Here is an 18,565-nt window from a genome sequence, read left to right as displayed (position 1 = left end):
ACCGTAGTAGAATGTTTCTATTACGGTTTTTTTATGTAATTTTGCATCCTGAATTACATATAGTTCGTTTATACTAATGAGAAAACTAATATTTATCGTATTGATTTCAGCTATAATATCATTCTTTAACAACCTTTTTGGGCAGAAGAAGCTCCGTGATGTAGATGTGTTTAAAAAGAACCCTTCAGAGGTGGTGACCTTTGAGGAAGCGCGTGCTGAGGGAGAACGAATCATTAAGTATCTCATACAGGAGGAGCTTATCCCAGGGGCGTCAATCACAGTAGCTAAGCAGGGTAAGATTATCTGGCAAGGTGGTTATGGCTATGCCGATATAGCTAAGAAAATACCTATCGACCCTAAGAATACACTCTTTAGAGTAGCCAGTATGTCAAAGGCTATCACAGGGGTAGTCTTGGCACGCCTGCAAGAGCAAGGTAAGTTCGACTGGAACAAGTCGCTTTATGAATACATACCCGATTACCCCAAGAAGCCTTTTGATTTTACCATCAAGCAATTAGCGGGGCACTTAGCAGGCGTACGCACTTACAAAGGCAATGAATATATCCTCAATAAGCCTTATACTATTGAGCAGGGTGTTGATCTGTTTAAGAACGATATCTTGACTTCTGCACCAGGTACGCAATTCCTTTATAGCAGCTATGGTATCAATTTAATTTCGCTGGCTATTGAGAAATATCTCAATGAGAAGTTTGAGGATGTAGCCAAGAATGAGGTTTTTAAGCCGCTGAATATGTGGCGTACTTTCCCTGATAGAGGCAGGATTATCAAAGGTGAAGCTATCCCGTATAAACGTACTAAGAAAGGTATTATTAAAGCTCCTGAGGTCAATAATTACTTTAAGCTGGCCGGTGGTGGTTTCCTCTCTACTTCTAATGATATTGCTAAGATGGGCATTGCCATTCAGCGACATACTTTTCTTTCACAGCCTATAGAAAATGAGATGCTTAAAAAACAGTGTACTACTAACGAATCTGAGATAAACTACGGTATCTGCTGGCAAAATCAAACTGATTGGAATGGTCGGGAATACTTCGGGCATACGGGTATGGGTGTAGGCGGCTACGGTTGGTTCTCCATTTATCCTAACGACCAAGTGGTGATGGTGCTGCTATTCAATATTACCGACCCAGCTATCAATATCTATTTGCAGCGTTTGGTCGACTTTATTATTGAGGGTGCGGAGAAAATCCCTGCGGATTATAGTCTACCAGCTAAATAAAAGCGATTGTATTAGGTATTAATTATCCCGCACTTTATGGCATTTTGCCATAAAGTGCGGGATAACTATTTAACTATATTTTAGTTATTTGTTGTGTATTCTTTTACCGCTTCTACAAAGGCAATGGCATTCTCCACAGGGATATTAGGTAGGATGCCGTGTCCTAAGTTAGCGATGTACTTATCTTTTCCGAAGGCGTCAATCATTTGCTTTACAGCTTTCTTTATCTCAAGGGGAGGACAAAGTAAGCGCGCAGGGTCGAAGTTGCCTTGCAATACTATGTTTCCACCCGTGAGGATACGTGCCTGCTCGGGGGTACAAGTCCAGTCAATGCCTAAAGCAGCTGCCTTTGAGTGTGCCATCTCAGGAAGAGCAAACCAGCAGCCTTTGCCGAAGATAATTACCTTAGTGAGAGGTGCCAACGCCTCTATAATCTGATTGATGTACTGCCACGAGAATTCCTTGTAGTCAGTAGGAGAGAGGATTCCACCCCAGCTATCGAAGATCTGTACGGCATCTACCCCTGCTTTTACCTTTTCTTTGAGGTATAGGATGGTGGTGTCGGTGATTTTCTGTAATAGGTTGTGCGCTGTTCTGGGGTCAGTAAAGCAGAGTTCTTTGGCAGCGTTAAAGTCGCGCGAGCCTTTGCCTTCTACGACATAACAGAAGATCGTCCACGGAGCACCAGCAAAGCCTATCAGAGGCACGCGCTCGGCGAGGATTTCTTTGGTGATTTTTATCGCTTGCATTACATAGCCCAAGCGCTCGTCGATGTCAGGGATAATTACCGAATCCAAATCCTGTGAAAGGCGTATCGGGTTGGGTACCCACGGACCTACCCCTGAGCGCATTTCCACATTGATGTTCATCGCTTGGGGCACCACTAAGATGTCTGAGAATAGGATTGCTGCATCAACCTCAAGGCGGTCGACAGGCTGTACGGTGATCTCAGCTGCCAGTTCGGGGGTTTTGCAGCGGGTAAAAAAATCGTATTTATCACGTAAGGCTCTGAACTCAGGCAGGTAGCGCCCTGCTTGGCGCATCATCCATACGGGTGGGCGCTCTACGGTATCGCCGTTGAGTGCACGGAGAAATATATCGTTCTTAATCATTTTCAGGATATTAAAAAAGAAAAGATAGAGCCCAAAAGGGGATTACTTCCTTTTATGACTCTATCTTCATCAAAAATTACTAACCTAAATACTTTCAATGATTTTGATAAAATCGTCAGCTTTAAGGGCAGCACCACCGATGAGCCCCCCATCGACGTCAGCCTTAGCGAAGATTTCCTTAGCATTGTCAGGTTTTACGCTGCCTCCGTAGAGGATTGAAACACTCTCAGCGACCTCTTTGCCATATTTATCAGCAATAGTTTTGCGGATAAAAGCGTGTATTTCCTGTGCTTGCTCAGGGCTTGCAGTCTCGCCAGTGCCTATTGCCCAAACAGGTTCGTAAGCCAAAACGATGTGCTTCCAAGCCTCAGCAGGCAGGTGGAATAAGCCTTTTTTAATCTGGCTACCCACTACATCGAAGTGCTTGCCCGCTTTGCGATCAGCCAGCTCCTCACCGATGCAGAATACCACACGGATGCCGTGTTTGAGCGCAGTATCTACCTTTTTAGCGAGGCTCTCATCGGTTTCGTTGAAATAAGCGCGACGCTCAGAGTGCCCTAAAATAGTGGTTTTTACACCTACGCCAAGGAGCATCTCAGCGGAGATTTCGCCTGTGTAAGCACCGCTTTCAGCAAAGTGCATATTCTGTGCGATGACTTCTACTTTCGAGCCTTTTGCAGCTTCAACAGTAGGGATTAAGTTTACAAAGGTAGGAGCTACCATTACCTCAGCGTTCGATGCAGGGAGTTTCTTTAAGATCTCGGAGATGAGTGCCAACGATTTCTTTACGTCGTTGTTCATTTTCCAGTTTCCTGCTACAATTTTTTTTCTCATTATGTTAAAAATTTTATGGGTGAAAATGTAAATTAATATGCTAATTTATTCACTGTCTGCTCACTTGATTAGTAATAATAAGGTAGCAGACTTACGGGGGCAAAGGTACGGAAGTTTTTTTAATTGGGCAAATTTATTTTGTAATGTTAATTCATACGTAAAAAACAAATTCTTAAGAGGGGAAAACCACCACTGCCTATACTTGTAAATGCCTTTACTTAAAATGAGAAGAAAAAAAATATAAAAAAATACAAAAAATTTGTTTGGTATCCAAAAAAGATATATCTTTGTACCGTCTTAATGATGAGTAATGAACCTCATCAAGACGCGATTTTATATTATTTTTTTAACTGTTAAAACATCTAAATATGGGATTAGAAAACCTAATTCAGGTAAGTTTTACCGATGAAGAGCTTCAAAAAATTAATGGGGCTTTTCAAGAAATTGTTTCAGTGTTAGAGGGAAAAACTGTTAAACTCTCGGCTGAAGAGCGTCGCCAGTACGGTAGTATTGCTGAGCAGAATAAACTTTTTGTCAATAAGGCAAAAGAATTAATGGGGCAATACCCTCAATTTGTACCTCAATTCGTTAAGAAAGATGAATTTGATCGTGATTATCAGGCGCGGGTGCACGTGGAAGGGCTATTGCAACGATTAAAAGGTATTTCGGAACAGCTTTCGGATACTAAGATACTGCTCGATCACGATAACTACAACGCTGCGTTGAGTTTCTATCGCCATTTGCGTTATCTTAATGAGGAGAATATGCCAGGCATCAAATCCGTATTTGATGCATTGAAGCAGTTCTTCAAGGGAGGAAGACCCAATGGAAAGGATGCCGAACCTACCTCAACCTCTGAACAAGCCTCTGCAATAGTGTAGTAGAAGGTAATAAAACGGGAATAAAGAGGTATTTAATATATTTTTTAATAGTATTAAATACCTCTTTTTATACTATTAAATACATTAATTTAACGTATTAAATAGATTATTTTGGAGTATTAAATACATTAATTTAATGTATTAAATAGGTTATTAAATGGTATTAAATAGGGTGAAGAGGGGTATTAAATAGGGTGCAGAGGGGTATTAAATAGGGTGCAGAGGGGTATTAAATAGGGTGCAGGTAGGTATTAAATAGGGTGTAAGGAGGTATTAAATAGGGTGAAAGGAGATATTTTATAGGTAATTTGATATATTTTATGATATAATAGTGGTGGATGATGGTAAAAATTACAAAATATAGGGTGACCAAGAGGTAGATTTTTATTTCCTAAATGATAAAGTTATAAAAGCACTATAAATATTATTTTTGCTATCTCAATAAAATTAATTACCTTTGCGCCCTGAATTACACGGGGTGCCCGTGTAGCACTATAAAGAATAAAAAAATGCTTGAGAGATTAAATATTGTAAAACAACGCTTTGATGAGGTGTCGGATTTGATTATTCAGCCCGATATCATCAGTGATCAGAAGCGTTATATCCAGCTCAATAAAGAGTATAAAGACCTTAAAGAGCTGATGGACAAGCGTGAGGAGTACATCCTCGTAACTTCGAACTTGCGTGAGGCTGAAGAAATTATCGCCGACGGGCAAGATGACGAGATGGTGGAAATGGCAAAGCTGCAGCTTGAAGAATCGAAGGAGCGACTGCCACTTCTGGAAGAGGAAATCAAGCTGATGCTCATCCCGAAAGATCCTGAGGATGCCAAAAACGCTGTAATGGAGATCCGTGCAGGTACTGGGGGAGACGAGGCCTCGATATTTGCAGGCGACCTTTATAGGATGTACACCAAGTACTGCCAATCGAAAGGCTGGACGACCTCTGTGATGGACTTCAACGAGGGTACGGCAGGCGGCTACAAGGAGATTATCTTCGAAATCACAGGTGAGAACGTCTACGGTACACTCAAATTCGAGGCGGGCGTACACCGTGTGCAGCGCGTACCACAAACCGAAACACAGGGGCGGGTACATACCTCTGCCGCGACGGTGATTGTATTGCCCGAGGCAGAAGAGTTTGACGTAGAGCTTGATATGGCTGATGTGAAGATTATCCGCACTACCTCCACTGGGCCTGGGGGGCAGTCTGTCAATACCACTTACTCGGCGATACAGTTGCAACATATCCCCACAGGTATTGAGGTGCGTTGCCAAGATGAGAAATCGCAGCACAAGAATCTCGATAAAGCCCTCAAGGTACTTCGCTCACGGCTCTACGAACTCGAATTAGCCAAAAAGATGGAAGAGGATTCTGCCCGCCGTAAGTCGATGGTCTCCAGCGGAGATCGCTCAGCGAAGATCCGTACGTACAACTACCCCCAAGGGCGTGTGACTGACCACCGTATAGGGCTAACCCTCTACGATCTGCAAAATGTGATCAACGGTGATGTACAACGCCTCATCGACGAGCTTCAACTTGCCGAAAACACAGAAAAACTCAAGGAGAGCGATATATTTTAGGGTGAAAAAGGAGGAATTAGGAGGTAGAAGTTAGAAAGTAGGAGAGAGAAAGGAGAATATTATTTCCTAATTTCTAATTCCTATTTCCTCATTCCTAATTTCTATTTCCTAAAAAAAATATTTGTAAAAGTTTGGTAGATAGAAATATTCGCCGTACTTTTGCCGCCGATTTGGTGTAACCTCTGACGAAAGCCGTGAATGTTGCCCAATGATAACATAATTTATTTTTATTTTTTTATGGAACCATTATTAAAGTACGTGCAAGACACGTTTGTTGAAAAGAAAGATTTCCCTGATTTTTCTTCAGGAGACACTATCACAGTGTATTACGAGATTAAGGAAGGGGATAAAAAGCGAACCCAGTTCTTTAAAGGCGTTGTAATACAGCGTAAAGGGTCTGGTGTTACTGCTACTTTCACCATCCGCAAAATGTCGGGCACGGTGGGCGTAGAGCGTATTTTCCCTATTAATATGCCAGCGCTGCAAAAGATCGAGGTGAACAAGCGTGGGAAAGTGCGCCGTGCGAGAATTTACTACTTCCGCGGCCTTACTGGTAAAAAAGCGCGCATCAAAGAAGTTCGCTAATCTTTTTACTTTTGAAAAACGAAGAGCAAAGGGCTGTAAAGGCTCTTTGCTTTTTTTGCACCCCTGTATATGTATGCAATACTCGACATAGAAACCACTGGCGGCAAGTACGACGAAGAGGGAATCACTGAGATAGCTATCTATCGCTACGACGGACACGCGTTGGTAGATCAATTTATATCGTTTGTGAACCCCGAGCGCGAGATTCTGCCGTACGTCTCTCAGCTGACGAAGATCACCAATAAGATGCTGCGCAATGCACCCAAGTTCTACGAAGTGGCAAAGCGCATTGTGGAGATCACTGAGGGCTGTATCCTTGTGGCGCACAATGCCGAGTTTGACTATCGCATCTTGCAGACGGAATTTCGACGCTTGGGCTATGATTATATCCGCACGACGCTCTGTACGGTGGAGCTTTCGCAGCGGTTGTTGCCCGACTGTGAGTCGTACAGCTTGGGCAAGTTGGTGCGCTCCCTCGGCATTCCTATCAGTGATAGGCACCGCGCTACAGGCGGCGACGCGCTGGCGACACTCGAACTCTTCAAATACCTATTGGAGAAGGACAGCAAGAAGGCGATCATCACCGCTTCTGTGAAGAATGACCCGCGATTAGAGCGCAAAGCACGCCATCTGCGTATTGTGGAGGAACTTCCGAGCACCTTGGGGGTGTTTTATCTGCATAATAAAGAGGGGCGCATTATATATATAGGTAAGGATAAGAATATCAAAGGGCGGGTGAACCAGCTTTTTACCTCGCAGAACAAGCGCGATGCTTACTTACAGCGCAATACGCATAAGGTAACCTATCAAGAGACGGGCAATACGCTGATTGCAACCCTTAAATATCTGGAAGAAATAGAGCTGAACCGCCCTCGAGGCAATCGCGACCATAAGCCAGCGGCAGTGAATATTAATTATGTATTGACCTCGCATTATAATAAAGAGGGTTACCTTTGCTTTGCTATCTCGTTGATGGAAGTAGGTACGCCGTTTATCACTACCTTTGAAAGTAAGCGTTCGGCGAAGAGCTTTCTGGGGCATATTACTAAAGAGTTTGAGCTTAATCCTCGCTTTCAGGGGTTCAGAAGGCAAGGCATTTACCCCGAAACATCGGTGGAGGAGTACAACACTCGGGCGATGCAGGTGCTTACTAAGTATGGCTTTATCGGCGCTACAATCGCCATAGTGGATAAGGGTCGGACGGTGAGTGAGCGCAGTGCAATCCTCATCGTTGATGGGCAGATCAAGGGGTATGGCTTCTTCGGGCTAAATTATCAACTGACGCAGCTATCATTTTTAGAGAATTTGGTAACGCCATTGCCCGATAGCCTGCGCAATAGGCATCTGTTACAGGAATATATCCGCACGACGCCCTCACTGAAAATAATTAACTTAAAAGAACAAAAACCTTTTCATAATGATTAAAAGAACATTTATTATCGCAGCCATAGCAGGGGCTCTTGCAGCTTGCTCAGGCAACAACGCTTCGAAGGCAGAGGCTAACGGGGCAGAAACTTCCACCGAAATTGTGATGCAGCTCACTGATTCTATCAAAAAACTCAATGAGCAGGTAGATGAACTCGGTAATTTTAGTTTTCAAACCAATGAATTGGCGCAACAATACTTTGATGAACTTGGGATTGACAATCCGTCGCAGTTGGTTATTAATGCGCTAATGGAACTGAATTTAAAGGATAAGAATCCGTATATTAAATCGGAGACTAACGACAAATATTTAATCAACAACATCAGAATACTGAACCAAAAATGGGTTATCTGTAACTTTTCAGATACACGTCTATGGGGTGAACTCCTTCTGGAATACCATATAGACGGTAATAAGAACGTTACTTTCAAGGTGTTGGACGAACTACTGCATCCTTCTGATAGGGAATAGCTAATCGACTTTAAAGAGGTCGGCGGCGATACCATCAGAAAGGAATTTACCTGCTTTGGTTACCTTCAAGTGATTGTCTTCTATGTGTAAGAACCCATCGTAGAGGTATTTTGAGGCTTGTTGCAACAAGTAGGCGTGATAAGGCTCGCCAAAGGTAGTGTATACCTCCCTCAGGTCAATGCCTACCATTGTTCGGATACGTGTAATAATAAGTTCATTATATTGATTATTGAGTGTAAGCTCCTCTTTTTCAAAGGGGAGCTTTTCTTTTTGCAGTGCTTGTATATACTTGATGTTGTGGGCTATATTCCAGCGGCGTTCTTTGCCGTTAAAGCTATGTGCCGAGGGTCCGATGCCCATATAAGGCTTTCCAAACCAATAAGCAGTGTTATTCCTACTGAAATAGCCCTCTTTGCCAAAGTTAGAGAACTCGTATTGTATATAGCCTTCTGCCTCCAAAAGGTCAATCATCAGCTGAAAGTGAGCCAAAGCCAGCTCATCCTCTACGGGTGGACATTTACCTTTTACGATGAGGCTATGCAGGGCTGTGCGCTCCTCTACTGTGAGGGCATACGCGGAGATATGGGGTACACCAAAGCTCAGTGCCTTACGCAGATTGGCTTCCCAACGCGCTGTGCTCATCTTTGGGATACCGTAAATCAAGTCAATGGTGAAATTGTCAAAGTGCTTAGCTACTAAGGGGAGTAATACTGCTACTTGCTCTGTGTTGTGTACACGGTTCATCAGGCGTAGATCTTCCTCATAAAAGGACTGTACGCCAAGACTTAGTCTGTTTACACTGAGGTTTTTGAGTGTTTGTAAGTACTCCTGAGGAGCGTGCCCCTTAAAGAAGTCGTCGGGGTTAGCCTCCAAGGTGATTTCAGCCTCTGGGCTTACTTTGTAATGCTGGTAGATGGTTTCAAATAGTTGTTGTAGTTCACCCTGAGTGAGAATGCTGGGCGTACCACCGCCGAAATAAACGGTTTGCAGCTCAGAGCCTGTGGCTTCGTCCTTGCGCAGGATTAACTCCTTGCAAAGGGCTTCGACCATTGCGGTTTTGTGCTTTAAAGTAGTTGAGAAGTGAAAATCGCAATAATGGCAGGCTTGCCTACAGAAAGGGATGTGTATGTAAAGGTTGTGCACGGCGTTGGGTGTTAAGCAATACGGTCTTTATTCTGCTGTACAAAAGCCTCCCAGCCGCTGTAAGATTTCTTGGTGAGGTCTTTGCCACCGTTGAAGTGATGGCACACTGCCACTGCCAATCCGTCAGTGGAGTCGAAGTGCTTGGGGAGTTCTTTAATGTTCAATAGCTGTTGGAGCATCTTAGCCACTTGCTCCTTGGAGGCACTACCATTGCCCGTAATAGCCATTTTCACTTTCTTAGGCTCATACTCAGTGATGGGCAACTGCCGTGAGAGTCCAGCTGCCATAGCCACACCTTGTGCACGCCCCAATTTTAGCATCGACTGTACGTTCTTGCCAAAAAAAGGAGCCTCAATAGCCAATTCATCAGGGTGATAAGTGTCAATAAGCTCAAGGGTACGGTTGAAGATTACGCTGAGCTTTATATAATGGTTGCTGTATTTACTGAGTTGCAACTCATTGAGCTGCAAGAGCCGCATTCTATCGCCTACTACTTCAATAAGCCCAAAGCCCATAATAGTAGTGCCAGGGTCAATGCCTAAGATAATCTTCTCCAAAGCCACTAAATGATAGGGAAGTTATTTTACTTTTATCTCAATAGGCACTGTGAACTGAGTGCTCACGTTCTGCCCTTTTAGAGAAGCGGGTACGATAGGGTTCTCCTGTGAAATCAGGTCTAACTTATTGGTTATATTCTCCTTAAAACTCAGGCTATCGTTAGAGAAGAGATCCTTGGTTTTCTCATCAGCATCCATATTCAGCAGGGCAATCTTTCCTTCGTTGTCTACTTTGATGTAGAGCATAACTCTATCGGCAATAGGCTCGCCCACTTTGTAATTATCTTTCTTTAAGCTGTTGAGTAAGAGTGAAGCAAAGGTCTTTTCAAAGCATTCTTTCTGACCGATTTTTGTAGTGGCACTGTCGCATATTCCTCTGAAAAGAGGGTAAGTATCTACTTCCTCTTTATCGATGTCGGAGAATCGTATTTCAGCCAGCGAGTCGAGCTTAGCTTGCTTCATAGCTTCAATCTGCTCAGGTGTAAGCTTAGGCTTATTTTCACACGAGGTGAATGCTAAGGCTATGCCTAAAAGGAATAATAAGTAATATTTCATAATATTTGACTGTCTATATGAGTTACAGGGGTCAAAGGTACAACATAAAAGTGATATAGCCAAATAAAAATGTATTTTTTTATACCGTATTATATGTTAATTTTTAGAAGAGTATCTTTACTCATTGATTTACAATTGATTGTATATGAGGATCATTTTTGATGTTTTTCTGTTAATTGTTCTGAAGGGAGAAAGATGATATGTAATGGGGGTTGGTTAGGAGGCTTTTGTTTGTAGATGGGGGCTTTGTTGTGGGTTCGTTACTTGTTCGATAGGGAGGCTCGAAGAATTGCGATTTTGCTTTTTTCTGTAATGAACGCTTTTGATATAGAAATTTTTTCTGATAGTAACTTGCTTATCTATAAGTTGTTTAACAATTCGTTTTAAATTTTTAACATTTATTTAACACACTGTTTTAAAATAAATGTTTTACTTTGCTGAAAAATAAAAGGAGAACTTATTTTAACGGAATTGTATTGTTTAAACCAATCAACTAAATTATGTCAATTAACGCTTTTATAATGTATTTGTCGGTAGAGATGAAGTACTCAGTGCACACGGTTGAGGCTTATAAGCACGATTTGCGGGCTTTTGAGAAGTATATGCAGAGTGAGGATCAGCAGTGTTTGGAGGAGGCGTCGCAGGAGGATATTAAGAAATGGATCATTAGTCTTTCGCAGCAGGATATTACTTTCAGGAGTATCAATAGGAAGCTATCGGCGCTGAAGACTTATTATTCTTTTTTGAAAAAAACGCAGCAGATAGATCTGAGTCCGTTTGAGAAAGGTATTTTTTTCTTAAAGACTGAAAAGAAACATAAGTTGCCTTTTTCGGAGGTAGAGATAGAGAAGGTATTGTCTCATTTTTCGAGTAAGAGTTCGTTTGATGAGATGCGTGATAGGGCAGTGATTGAGACGCTGTATGCTACGGGGATCCGCCGATCGGAATTGGCAGACTTACGTGTGGGGGATGTTGATTTTTCTCAGAAGCAATTGAAGGTGCTGGGGAAGGGGAATAAGGAGCGCTATATACCTATTATTCCTGAATTGGAGAAGACGTTGGAGGCGTATTTGCAGCTGAGGGAAGAGGTGGTGAATGAGAGGAGTGAGGATTATTTGTTTTTGGTGAAAAGTGGTAAGAAGATATACCCTACGCTTGTATATCGGATTATTAATTCATATTTCAGTGCAGTAACGACTAAGAAAGATGTTAGTCCGCACGTGCTGAGGCACTCATTTGCGAGTCACCTGTTGGATAATGGTGCTGATTTGAATACTGTGAAGGAGTTATTGGGGCACTCTTCGCTAGCTTCGACTCAGGTGTATACGAGTACGAGTTTGGCAGAGCTAAAGCGGCAGTATAACAGTGCACATCCAAGGGCGGCTTCGGATGGGGGAGATGAGAAGAGTTAAATTGTTGAACCTTTAAATTATTAGATTTTATGAAAGTACACGTACATCCAGTTGATTTTACAGTCGATCAGAAATTGGTAGACTTTATCCAGAAGAAGTTAGATAAGCTTGATAATTTTTATGATAGGATTATTGAGGCTGATGTTCATTTAAAGCTTGATAATACGAGCTCGAAAGAGAATAAAATTGTAGAAGTTAAAGTGCATATACCAGGTGAAAGTTTGGTAGTGAAGAAGCAATTTAAGACTTTTGAGGAGGGGATTGATAGCTCGATAACCCCCTTAGAGAGAATGCTTTTGAAGCATAAGGATAAACATTAAGGAATGTTAATTTTTCTTAAATATTTTTTTATATCAAGAATAAAGCTTACCTTTGCCCCAGTTTTATAATAAGTTTTATTTATTCAAGGAAATGAAAAGGACTATTTTTATTTTGGCCTCGCTGGCTTTTATAGGAGTTCAAGCGCAAGAGGACAAGGACTACAACAAGTGGTCGGTTGATTTTAACGGAGGCTTTAATAAGCCTACCACGCCTATGACGACTGGTTATCACACTAATGATCTCAATTTGTGGGGTGCCAATGCAGGGGTTCGCTATATGTTTAACAACAGATTCGGGCTTCGTTTAGGGGGTGGTTATGATTCTTTCACAAATTCAGATAACTCTCAGAAGTTTGATTCAAGCCTTTGGAATGTAAATTTACAAGGGGTTGTGAACGTAGGTAGAGCACTGAATTTTGAGGAATGGACAAGTGATTTAGGTTTGTTACTACACGCAGGTGGTGGTTATGGCCAGCTGAACAGTGATGATTTATCAAGTGCTGACCCATTAGGATTCTTGGTAGTTGGTTTGACACCACAAGTACGTATTTCAAACCGTGTAACGTTCTTACTTGATGGTTCAATTTATATGACTAGCAAGCAGGATTATGCTTACGATACTAAATCACAGGTGAGTAGTAGAGGTTTCCAAGGAAATCACTTTACGCTTACAGGAGGTTTGAGTATTGCTATTGGCAAGCACGGCAGACACGCAGACTGGGCAGCTCAATCTCAAAAAGATGCGATAGAGGAAGTAGCTCAACGTGTTTCGGCTTTGGAAAACAATGTTTCAGATCTGAAGAGCGAAGTGGCTAACAAAGAAAATCGTATGAACGATGCTAATGGCAACCGCGTTCCGGATGAGATTGAAAGTTACTTGAATGATAATTATCAATCTAAGAAGGCTGTAGGTGAGAATGGAGAAGTGAATGATAGTGATGTAGCTGCTGATCTGATCAGAAAGGGCTATATCAATGCTTACTTTGACTTTAATTCGTCTCAACCACAGATATCATCTTCTTGGGCTGTTGATTTCGTTGCTAAGTATATGAAATCGAACCCATCAGCCAATATTCATATTTCTGGCTATGCTGATGAGTTAGGTGGTACTAATTACAATGCAGCTTTATCACAGAAGAGAGCTGATGCGGTGAAGAACTTACTTGTAAAAGCAGGTATTGATGGTTCGCGTATTACAGCAGAAGGTAAGGGCGTTGATAGCAGCGTGGATAAGAATTCACCACGTGCACGTCAATTAGCTCGTAAGGCTGTATTTGAATTGAAGTAAAATTTAGCTTTAATAGTTATAAAAGCGGATAGTTTTGCTATCCGCTTTTTTTATTTTTGAGAGGTTGTTATAAAAGAGAAGCTATATTGACGGTATGGCAAGCTACAATGGCTGCTGTTTCGGTGCGTAAACGATGTTCCCCCAATGAGATAGGGATGAAATGCTGAGAGAGTGCGGTATTGATTTCCTCAGAAGAAAAATCGCCTTCAGGACCTATGAGGATGGTGATTCTTGTAGGGAGTGGGGAGAGTTGTTGTATGAGGAGTTGTTTTGCGGTATCTTCACAATGGGCAATGAATTTGATGCTATCATCTTGTTTGTTTTTAAAGAAATCTGTGGAACTGATGGGTGGATTGAGTACAGGTAAATAACACTGTAAGGATTGTTTCATTGCTGAAAGAATGATCTTTTCGAAACGCTCTAGTTTGATTGTAGTGCGCTCTGAGTGCTCGCAAATGATAGGAGTTACTTCACTTACGCCTATTTCTGTGGCTTTTTCTAAGAACCATTCGTAGCGCTCATTCATTTTGGTTGGGGCGACTACTAAGTGCAGGTAATAGGGCAGGGGAGGTCGCTTTTCACTATTGAGTATTGCTACCTCACAACCCTTGGGTGAGGCAAGACTGAGTTGCGTAGTGAAAAGGAATCCTTTGCCATTGGTGATGTGTAGCATATCGCCTTCTATTTTGCGTAGAACTTTGGCAATATGCTGACTCTCATCTTTATTAAAGCGTATATTTTTACTTTGTTGATCAACTTCAGGGTGATAAAACAGCTGCATATTAGTGATGTTAATTACTTATAAATTATTGATTTAGGCTGCAAATGTAATATTTTTTTATAAAAAAAAGCGTTTTTTATTTTGTAATTGTAAAATTTAACTTACTTTCGCCCCCTGAAAGAAGAATAATTAATTATGAAACGTGTTATCGTTGATTACAACAAACTGACAGCTGAAATACTTGCTATGCTGGTAGAAAAGTATCCTGAAGGGTATACGGATGCCGATGTAATTAGGTTTAAAAATTCTAAGAATGAGACGGTTGAGGCCTTAGAAGTACGTACTGAGGATACTATCTATTTAGTAAAAGTAAGTACACGCTTAGCCGATACAATGGAGAATTACGATGAGGATGATTACTTTATGAATAATGAGGATGATAATATAGGAGGCAATGTAGATCTCTCAGATAATTCGATTGATGGGGATTAGTTGTTAATCTAATTGAGTTGAGCTATGGTCACAGATTTTATTCCGTATGAGAATATTCGTTTTTTTTCAAGGCTAATCAAAGATTATGTGCTTGAAAAGGGTTTATTACGCCCATTTTATAACCGTTTTCCAACTCCGTTAAACTTTGAGGAGCAGATAAAAGAGAAGGCACTTCAGTTTTCAGAGCCATCGCGAAAGAAACTGGTAGAAAGGCTGAAGGAGCAATACTTAGATGTACAAACGAGTGATAAAGTATTGAAAAACATTACTCTTTTAGGTGAGAAAAATACTTTCACTATTACAACTGGACATCAGTTGAGTTTGTTTACGGGACACTTGTATTTTATCTTCAAGATTGTATCTGTAATTAATACAACTAAGCAGCTTTCTAAACTTTATCCAGATTATAACTTTGTGCCTGTATATTGGATGGCAACAGAGGACCACGATTTTGAGGAGATTAATCACTTTCATCTCAGTGGAGGAAAGACTATCTGTTGGAATAGTGAGCAGAAAGGAGCAACGGGTGATTTTAGTACTCGATCATTGTCAATTGTTTTCGAAGCATTCAGTAATGCACTTGGCTTGGGTAAAAATGCAGAAAACTTACGCGTTTTGTTCCGAGATAGTTATTTAGAAAACAGTACTTTAGCACGAGCTACCCGCTATTTAGTCAATGCTCTTTTTCAGGAGTATGGTGTAGTGATAGTTGATGGGAATGATCGTGAGCTCAAGCGTGAGTTTACCCCATATATGAAGAATGACTTGTTACACCATATTGCATATCAGGAGGTTAGTAAACAGGCTGAAAAATTATATACCTTAGATAATACTTACCCCATACAAGTAAATCCACGAGAAATCAATTTATTTTATCTCACCACAGGCTCACGGCATAGAATAGAGCGTAGGGATGAGGGATTTGACGTGGTAGATACGAAAATAAAATTTACTAAAGATAAGATACTGAGAGAATTAGAGGAGTATCCAGAGCGATTTTCTCCTAATGTAATACTACGCCCGATGTATCAGGAAGTGATTTTACCCAACTTAGCTTACATTGGAGGAGGTGGAGAGATTGCTTATTGGTTAGAACTCAAAGGATTTTTTGAGAGAGAAAGAGTTGTGTTTCCAATGCTGATGCTTAGGAATTCAGCAATGCTAATAAGTGAAAGACAGCAAGCTAAGATACAAAAACTCGGGCTTTCAGTAGAGGATTTATTCTTAAAAAGTAATGATTTAAAAGATAAAAAGGTAAGGGCACTTAGTACTTTTCCGATTGATTTTACTCCTCAGAAAGAGGCTCTACAGAAGCAGTTTTCTGACTTATATATCTTAGCAGCACAGACTGATGTTAGCTTTATGAATGCTGTAAGGGCTCAGGAAGTGAAGCAGTTGAAGGGATTAACTCATCTTGAAAAACGCTTACTTAAGGCTCAGAAGCGTAAGCTGTCCGATGAATTGGAACGAGTTGTAGTATTGCAGAGAGAACTCTTCCCTAATGGAGGTTTGCAGGAGCGTTTTTCGAACTTTACTGATTTTTACTTAGAAGTTGGGGAGGAGTTTATCCCAACTTTAATCTCTGATTTTGACCCATTTGATTTTAGATTTGTAGTTGTAAAACTCGTATAGTTTTAGGATTCGTTATGTATATAAACATAAAAAAAGCTCTCTAAGTAATTAGAGAGCTTTTTTCACAATGCATATAAATACTACTACTAACTCCAAAAAATGAAGAATTTTTTAGCTTTTTGAAACTTTATTAAGTAATAAGGTTTCTTTGATAAGACTTTGTTTTAATTTAAAAAAATAATGTTTTAAATAGTTTAACTAATAATTTTTGTTTTTTTTCTAACTTCTGTTTTAATGATGTTTTTTCTAACAATGTTTCTTTTAGCAATTTTTCACTTATTGTACAGAAAAATCCGTGCCAAACTTTTATAAAAATATGTTTTTGTTTTTAAAATATTGATTGTCAGTTGATAAAAGTTTTGTGAGAGAATTTAAATTGAATTTATAACTCTGTGAAATGTGTGTAATTATACGTTTTAAATGTATACTTACACGCCTTTTTACACGTTTATAGCGGTTTGTTTCGATGATTTATTCTTTAAACGTGTTTAAACTTTTTTGAGGAACTTGGAGATAAACCCTAATAGGAGCATTCCAATCCAAGTTACATCAAGATACTCATATCTCATTATCAAACCTTTATATCCGTCAAGCCAACCATTTGCTTGTTCAATTTTAAACCTATTTTTGTACAATTCTTCATCAAAATAAACATCTGGTTGCTCTCCATTTCGGGGATTAGGTTTAATATTTGCTATAATTTCTTTGCTTTCTAAAAAATCTCTAAGAGACTTACTATCAAATCCTGCATCAGCATTGAGAAACAGACCTTTGTACTCTATTCCTGCTTCTTCTAATAAAGCTAAGATTTCTTTTAGTACTTCTTCTATTTCATATAAGTCATTGTGATTTCCTGCTTTAGGACTTCCCATTGCTATCATTTGCCCTTTATTATCACACAAAAAAATACTATTTGTGGTTACGGCTTTTTTTCTTGCTTGATAGCCTGTAGATTCTCCTTTTTACCGACAACGTGTATGACTACCATCCAATTGAACGCAAGACATATCTAATTTTTTTTCTTCTTACTTAATAGATTTAACCATATTCGCTGAAAGCTACCGTCTTTACTCCATTTATTGAAGTAGTAATAGACATTTTGCCAAGAGATTTCACCTTTTTCAAAATAGCTTTCAATTGGAAGTTCTCTCCATTGTACCCCTGTTTTTAATCTCTTGAGAATCAATAAAAATATTGAAGCTAAATCAAAATTACTTTTAAATCCTCTTTTTCCTACACTTAAAAAGGAAATAATCCATTTATTTATTGTATCTTTGCCCAAAGTTCCTGAATTTTGGTGTTTTTTCTCAAACACAAAATTACTAATTTTTGGGAACTTTTACTTCTCTAAAAAAAGTTTAAACAGCTTCTTTCAGAAAAATCTTTTAAAAATTTTTGACATTTTGTTTGCACAGTTAAAAAATAGTACGTACTTTTGCCCCTATAAAATATGTAATTTATAATGCCAAACATTCAAGAACTTACCGATTTGACCACGCAGGTGCGTAGAGATATTTTGAGAATGGTACACCAAGTAAATTCTGGACACCCAGGTGGTTCATTGGGATGTGCAGAGTTTCTTGTTTGCCTATATAATGAGCTGATGGATATCCGCTTACCTTTTAAAATGGAGGGTAAGGGAGAAGATGTTTTCTTCCTTTCTAATGGACATATATCGCCTCTGTTTTACAGTGTGTTGGCACGTAGAGGCTTCTTTCCTGTGAGTGAATTAGCTACTTTTAGGCATCTTAATTCACGTTTGCAAGGGCACCCAACACCTGAGGAAGGCTTAGAAGGGGTACGTATTGCTTCGGGCTCGTTGGGGCAAGGACTTTCAGTTGCCATAGGGGTTGCCTTAGAAAAGAAGTTAGATGGTGATAAGCACTTAGTTTACACCCTTCACGGTGATGGTGAACTACAAGAAGGACAGATATGGGAAGCGGCGATGTTTGCTGGAGGAAAGGGAGTAGATAACCTTATTGCTACCGTGGATTACAACGGCAAGCAGATTGATGGCCCTACGGATAAGGTACTGCCTTTAGGTGATTTACGGGCTAAATTTGAGGCTTTTGGTTGGCAAGTATTCGACATTGAGAAAGGAAACGATATTGCAGCTATCTTAGAAGGAATGCACATTGCCAAGGCTGCGACAGGAAAAGGTAAACCTATTTGTGTGCTATTACACTCAGAAATGGGTAATGGTGTAGATTTTATGATGGGTACACACGCTTGGCACGGGAAAGCACCTAATGATGAGCAGTTGGCAAAAGCCTTAGCTCAAAATCCTGAAACATTAGGAGATTATTAAGTAAT

The 18,565-nt window shown here is 40.3% G+C and carries 20 protein-coding genes; 12 read left to right on the top strand and 8 right to left on the bottom strand.

Features of this window, described 5'->3' with window-relative positions:
* Nucleotides 1-76 precede the first annotated feature (76 nt).
* Nucleotides 77-1,240, top strand: a complete 1,164-nt coding sequence (locus AXF12_RS08380; RefSeq protein ID WP_066430197.1) for a serine hydrolase domain-containing protein — start codon at nucleotides 77-79, stop codon at nucleotides 1,238-1,240.
* Nucleotides 1,241-1,320: 80 nt separating this feature from the next.
* Here AXF12_RS08380 and hemE read toward each other — a convergent pair whose 3' ends face one another.
* Complete coding sequence (gene hemE / locus AXF12_RS08375) at nucleotides 1,321-2,352, bottom strand: uroporphyrinogen decarboxylase (RefSeq protein WP_066430196.1); 1,032 nt, start codon at nucleotides 2,350-2,352, stop codon at nucleotides 1,321-1,323.
* An 84-nt stretch (nucleotides 2,353-2,436) separates the two neighbouring features.
* Nucleotides 2,437-3,186, bottom strand: a complete 750-nt coding sequence (tpiA, locus tag AXF12_RS08370; RefSeq protein ID WP_066430191.1) for a triose-phosphate isomerase — start codon at nucleotides 3,184-3,186, stop codon at nucleotides 2,437-2,439.
* 368 nt (nucleotides 3,187-3,554) lie between these two features.
* Between tpiA and AXF12_RS08365 the strand changes: the two genes are divergently transcribed.
* The 5 genes from AXF12_RS08365 to AXF12_RS08345 all read left to right on the top strand — a co-directional run bounded on the left by AXF12_RS08365 (nucleotide 3,555) and on the right by AXF12_RS08345 (nucleotide 8,132).
* On the top strand, nucleotides 3,555-4,067 hold the full coding sequence (locus AXF12_RS08365; RefSeq protein ID WP_066430186.1) for a hypothetical protein: 513 nt from the start codon (nucleotides 3,555-3,557) through the stop codon (nucleotides 4,065-4,067).
* A 509-nt stretch (nucleotides 4,068-4,576) separates the two neighbouring features.
* Nucleotides 4,577-5,650, top strand: a complete 1,074-nt coding sequence (gene prfA, locus AXF12_RS08360; protein WP_066430180.1) for a peptide chain release factor 1 — start codon at nucleotides 4,577-4,579, stop codon at nucleotides 5,648-5,650.
* Between the two features lie 237 nt (nucleotides 5,651-5,887).
* On the top strand, nucleotides 5,888-6,235 hold the full coding sequence (gene rplS / locus AXF12_RS08355; RefSeq protein WP_066431911.1) for a 50S ribosomal protein L19: 348 nt from the start codon (nucleotides 5,888-5,890) through the stop codon (nucleotides 6,233-6,235).
* Between the two features lie 69 nt (nucleotides 6,236-6,304).
* Complete coding sequence (locus AXF12_RS08350; protein ID WP_066430178.1) at nucleotides 6,305-7,660, top strand: exonuclease domain-containing protein; 1,356 nt, start codon at nucleotides 6,305-6,307, stop codon at nucleotides 7,658-7,660.
* Nucleotides 7,653-8,132 (top strand): hypothetical protein, encoded by a 480-nt coding sequence (locus AXF12_RS08345; protein WP_066430176.1) that lies wholly within the window; start codon nucleotides 7,653-7,655, stop codon nucleotides 8,130-8,132. Before AXF12_RS08350 ends, AXF12_RS08345 begins: the two co-directional genes overlap by 8 nt.
* On the opposite strand, the gene hemW is transcribed toward AXF12_RS08345, so the two are convergent.
* Genes hemW through AXF12_RS08330 form a run of 3 tightly spaced genes read right to left on the bottom strand, consistent with a single transcriptional unit; the run spans nucleotide 8,133 to nucleotide 10,387 of the window.
* Nucleotides 8,133-9,275 (bottom strand): radical SAM family heme chaperone HemW, encoded by a 1,143-nt coding sequence (gene hemW, locus AXF12_RS08340; RefSeq protein ID WP_074860989.1) that lies wholly within the window; start codon nucleotides 9,273-9,275, stop codon nucleotides 8,133-8,135.
* 11 nt (nucleotides 9,276-9,286) lie between these two features.
* Nucleotides 9,287-9,832, bottom strand: coding sequence for a crossover junction endodeoxyribonuclease RuvC (ruvC, locus tag AXF12_RS08335; RefSeq protein ID WP_066431904.1), 546 nt, complete (start codon nucleotides 9,830-9,832; stop codon nucleotides 9,287-9,289).
* Nucleotides 9,833-9,853: 21 nt separating this feature from the next.
* Nucleotides 9,854-10,387: a hypothetical protein gene (locus tag AXF12_RS08330; RefSeq protein ID WP_066430168.1), complete on the bottom strand. Its 534-nt coding sequence runs from the start codon at nucleotides 10,385-10,387 to the stop codon at nucleotides 9,854-9,856.
* A 500-nt stretch (nucleotides 10,388-10,887) separates the two neighbouring features.
* Here AXF12_RS08330 and AXF12_RS08325 point away from each other — a divergent pair, with 500 nt between their 5' ends.
* From AXF12_RS08325 to AXF12_RS08315, 3 genes are all read left to right on the top strand, one after another.
* Entirely contained in the window at nucleotides 10,888-11,799 is a 912-nt protein-coding gene (locus AXF12_RS08325) for a tyrosine-type recombinase/integrase (protein WP_066430167.1), read from the top strand.
* 29 nt (nucleotides 11,800-11,828) lie between these two features.
* On the top strand, nucleotides 11,829-12,119 hold the full coding sequence (gene hpf / locus AXF12_RS08320) for a ribosome hibernation-promoting factor, HPF/YfiA family (protein ID WP_066430166.1): 291 nt from the start codon (nucleotides 11,829-11,831) through the stop codon (nucleotides 12,117-12,119).
* A 91-nt stretch (nucleotides 12,120-12,210) separates the two neighbouring features.
* The gene (locus AXF12_RS08315) at nucleotides 12,211-13,407 is read left to right on the top strand and encodes an OmpA family protein (RefSeq protein ID WP_066430163.1); all 1,197 of its coding nucleotides are present in this window, start codon (nucleotides 12,211-12,213) and stop codon (nucleotides 13,405-13,407) included.
* A 67-nt stretch (nucleotides 13,408-13,474) separates the two neighbouring features.
* On the opposite strand, the gene AXF12_RS08310 is transcribed toward AXF12_RS08315, so the two are convergent.
* Complete coding sequence (locus AXF12_RS08310; RefSeq protein ID WP_066430162.1) at nucleotides 13,475-14,188, bottom strand: 16S rRNA (uracil(1498)-N(3))-methyltransferase; 714 nt, start codon at nucleotides 14,186-14,188, stop codon at nucleotides 13,475-13,477.
* A gap of 135 nt (nucleotides 14,189-14,323) precedes the next feature.
* Between AXF12_RS08310 and AXF12_RS08305 the strand changes: the two genes are divergently transcribed.
* Nucleotides 14,324-14,620 (top strand): hypothetical protein, encoded by a 297-nt coding sequence (locus AXF12_RS08305; protein ID WP_066430161.1) that lies wholly within the window; start codon nucleotides 14,324-14,326, stop codon nucleotides 14,618-14,620.
* Nucleotides 14,621-14,644: 24 nt separating this feature from the next.
* Entirely contained in the window at nucleotides 14,645-16,252 is a 1,608-nt protein-coding gene (bshC, locus tag AXF12_RS08300; RefSeq protein ID WP_066430160.1) for a bacillithiol biosynthesis cysteine-adding enzyme BshC, read from the top strand.
* Nucleotides 16,253-16,740: 488 nt separating this feature from the next.
* Here bshC and AXF12_RS12555 read toward each other — a convergent pair whose 3' ends face one another.
* The gene (locus tag AXF12_RS12555) at nucleotides 16,741-17,154 is read right to left on the bottom strand and encodes a transposase (protein ID WP_231909917.1); all 414 of its coding nucleotides are present in this window, start codon (nucleotides 17,152-17,154) and stop codon (nucleotides 16,741-16,743) included.
* Nucleotides 17,155-17,261: 107 nt separating this feature from the next.
* Nucleotides 17,262-17,567: a transposase gene (locus AXF12_RS12550; protein ID WP_231909918.1), complete on the bottom strand. Its 306-nt coding sequence runs from the start codon at nucleotides 17,565-17,567 to the stop codon at nucleotides 17,262-17,264.
* Nucleotides 17,568-17,714: 147 nt separating this feature from the next.
* On the opposite strand from AXF12_RS12550, the gene AXF12_RS08290 reads away from it, so the two are divergent.
* A complete protein-coding gene (locus AXF12_RS08290; RefSeq protein WP_066430159.1) occupies nucleotides 17,715-18,560 on the top strand; it encodes a transketolase in 846 nt (281 codons plus the stop codon).
* The last annotated feature ends 5 nt before the right edge of the window (nucleotides 18,561-18,565 follow it).

The organism is Capnocytophaga haemolytica (assembly GCF_001553545.1).
GTDB classification, from domain to species: domain Bacteria; phylum Bacteroidota; class Bacteroidia; order Flavobacteriales; family Flavobacteriaceae; genus Capnocytophaga; species Capnocytophaga haemolytica.
The sequence above is the reverse complement of the archived record's forward strand: the minus strand, read 5'-3'. Positions and strand labels throughout refer to the sequence as shown.

Coding starts and splice junctions, on each gene's coding strand:
- AXF12_RS08380 (WP_066430197.1), top strand. CDS start 77: ATGAGAAAACTAATATTTATCGTATTGATTTCAGCTATAATATCATTC.
- hemE (WP_066430196.1), bottom strand. CDS start 2,352: ATGATTAAGAACGATATATTTCTCCGTGCACTCAACGGCGATACCGTA.
- tpiA (WP_066430191.1), bottom strand. CDS start 3,186: ATGAGAAAAAAAATTGTAGCAGGAAACTGGAAAATGAACAACGACGTA.
- AXF12_RS08365 (WP_066430186.1), top strand. CDS start 3,555: ATGGGATTAGAAAACCTAATTCAGGTAAGTTTTACCGATGAAGAGCTT.
- prfA (WP_066430180.1), top strand. CDS start 4,577: ATGCTTGAGAGATTAAATATTGTAAAACAACGCTTTGATGAGGTGTCG.
- rplS (WP_066431911.1), top strand. CDS start 5,888: ATGGAACCATTATTAAAGTACGTGCAAGACACGTTTGTTGAAAAGAAA.
- AXF12_RS08350 (WP_066430178.1), top strand. CDS start 6,305: ATGTATGCAATACTCGACATAGAAACCACTGGCGGCAAGTACGACGAA.
- AXF12_RS08345 (WP_066430176.1), top strand. CDS start 7,653: ATGATTAAAAGAACATTTATTATCGCAGCCATAGCAGGGGCTCTTGCA.
- AXF12_RS08330 (WP_066430168.1), bottom strand. CDS start 10,387: ATGAAATATTACTTATTATTCCTTTTAGGCATAGCCTTAGCATTCACC.
- AXF12_RS08325 (WP_066430167.1), top strand. CDS start 10,888: ATGTCAATTAACGCTTTTATAATGTATTTGTCGGTAGAGATGAAGTAC.
- hpf (WP_066430166.1), top strand. CDS start 11,829: ATGAAAGTACACGTACATCCAGTTGATTTTACAGTCGATCAGAAATTG.
- AXF12_RS08315 (WP_066430163.1), top strand. CDS start 12,211: ATGAAAAGGACTATTTTTATTTTGGCCTCGCTGGCTTTTATAGGAGTT.
- AXF12_RS08310 (WP_066430162.1), bottom strand. CDS start 14,188: ATGCAGCTGTTTTATCACCCTGAAGTTGATCAACAAAGTAAAAATATA.
- AXF12_RS08305 (WP_066430161.1), top strand. CDS start 14,324: ATGAAACGTGTTATCGTTGATTACAACAAACTGACAGCTGAAATACTT.
- bshC (WP_066430160.1), top strand. CDS start 14,645: ATGGTCACAGATTTTATTCCGTATGAGAATATTCGTTTTTTTTCAAGG.
- AXF12_RS08290 (WP_066430159.1), top strand. CDS start 17,715: ATGCCAAACATTCAAGAACTTACCGATTTGACCACGCAGGTGCGTAGA.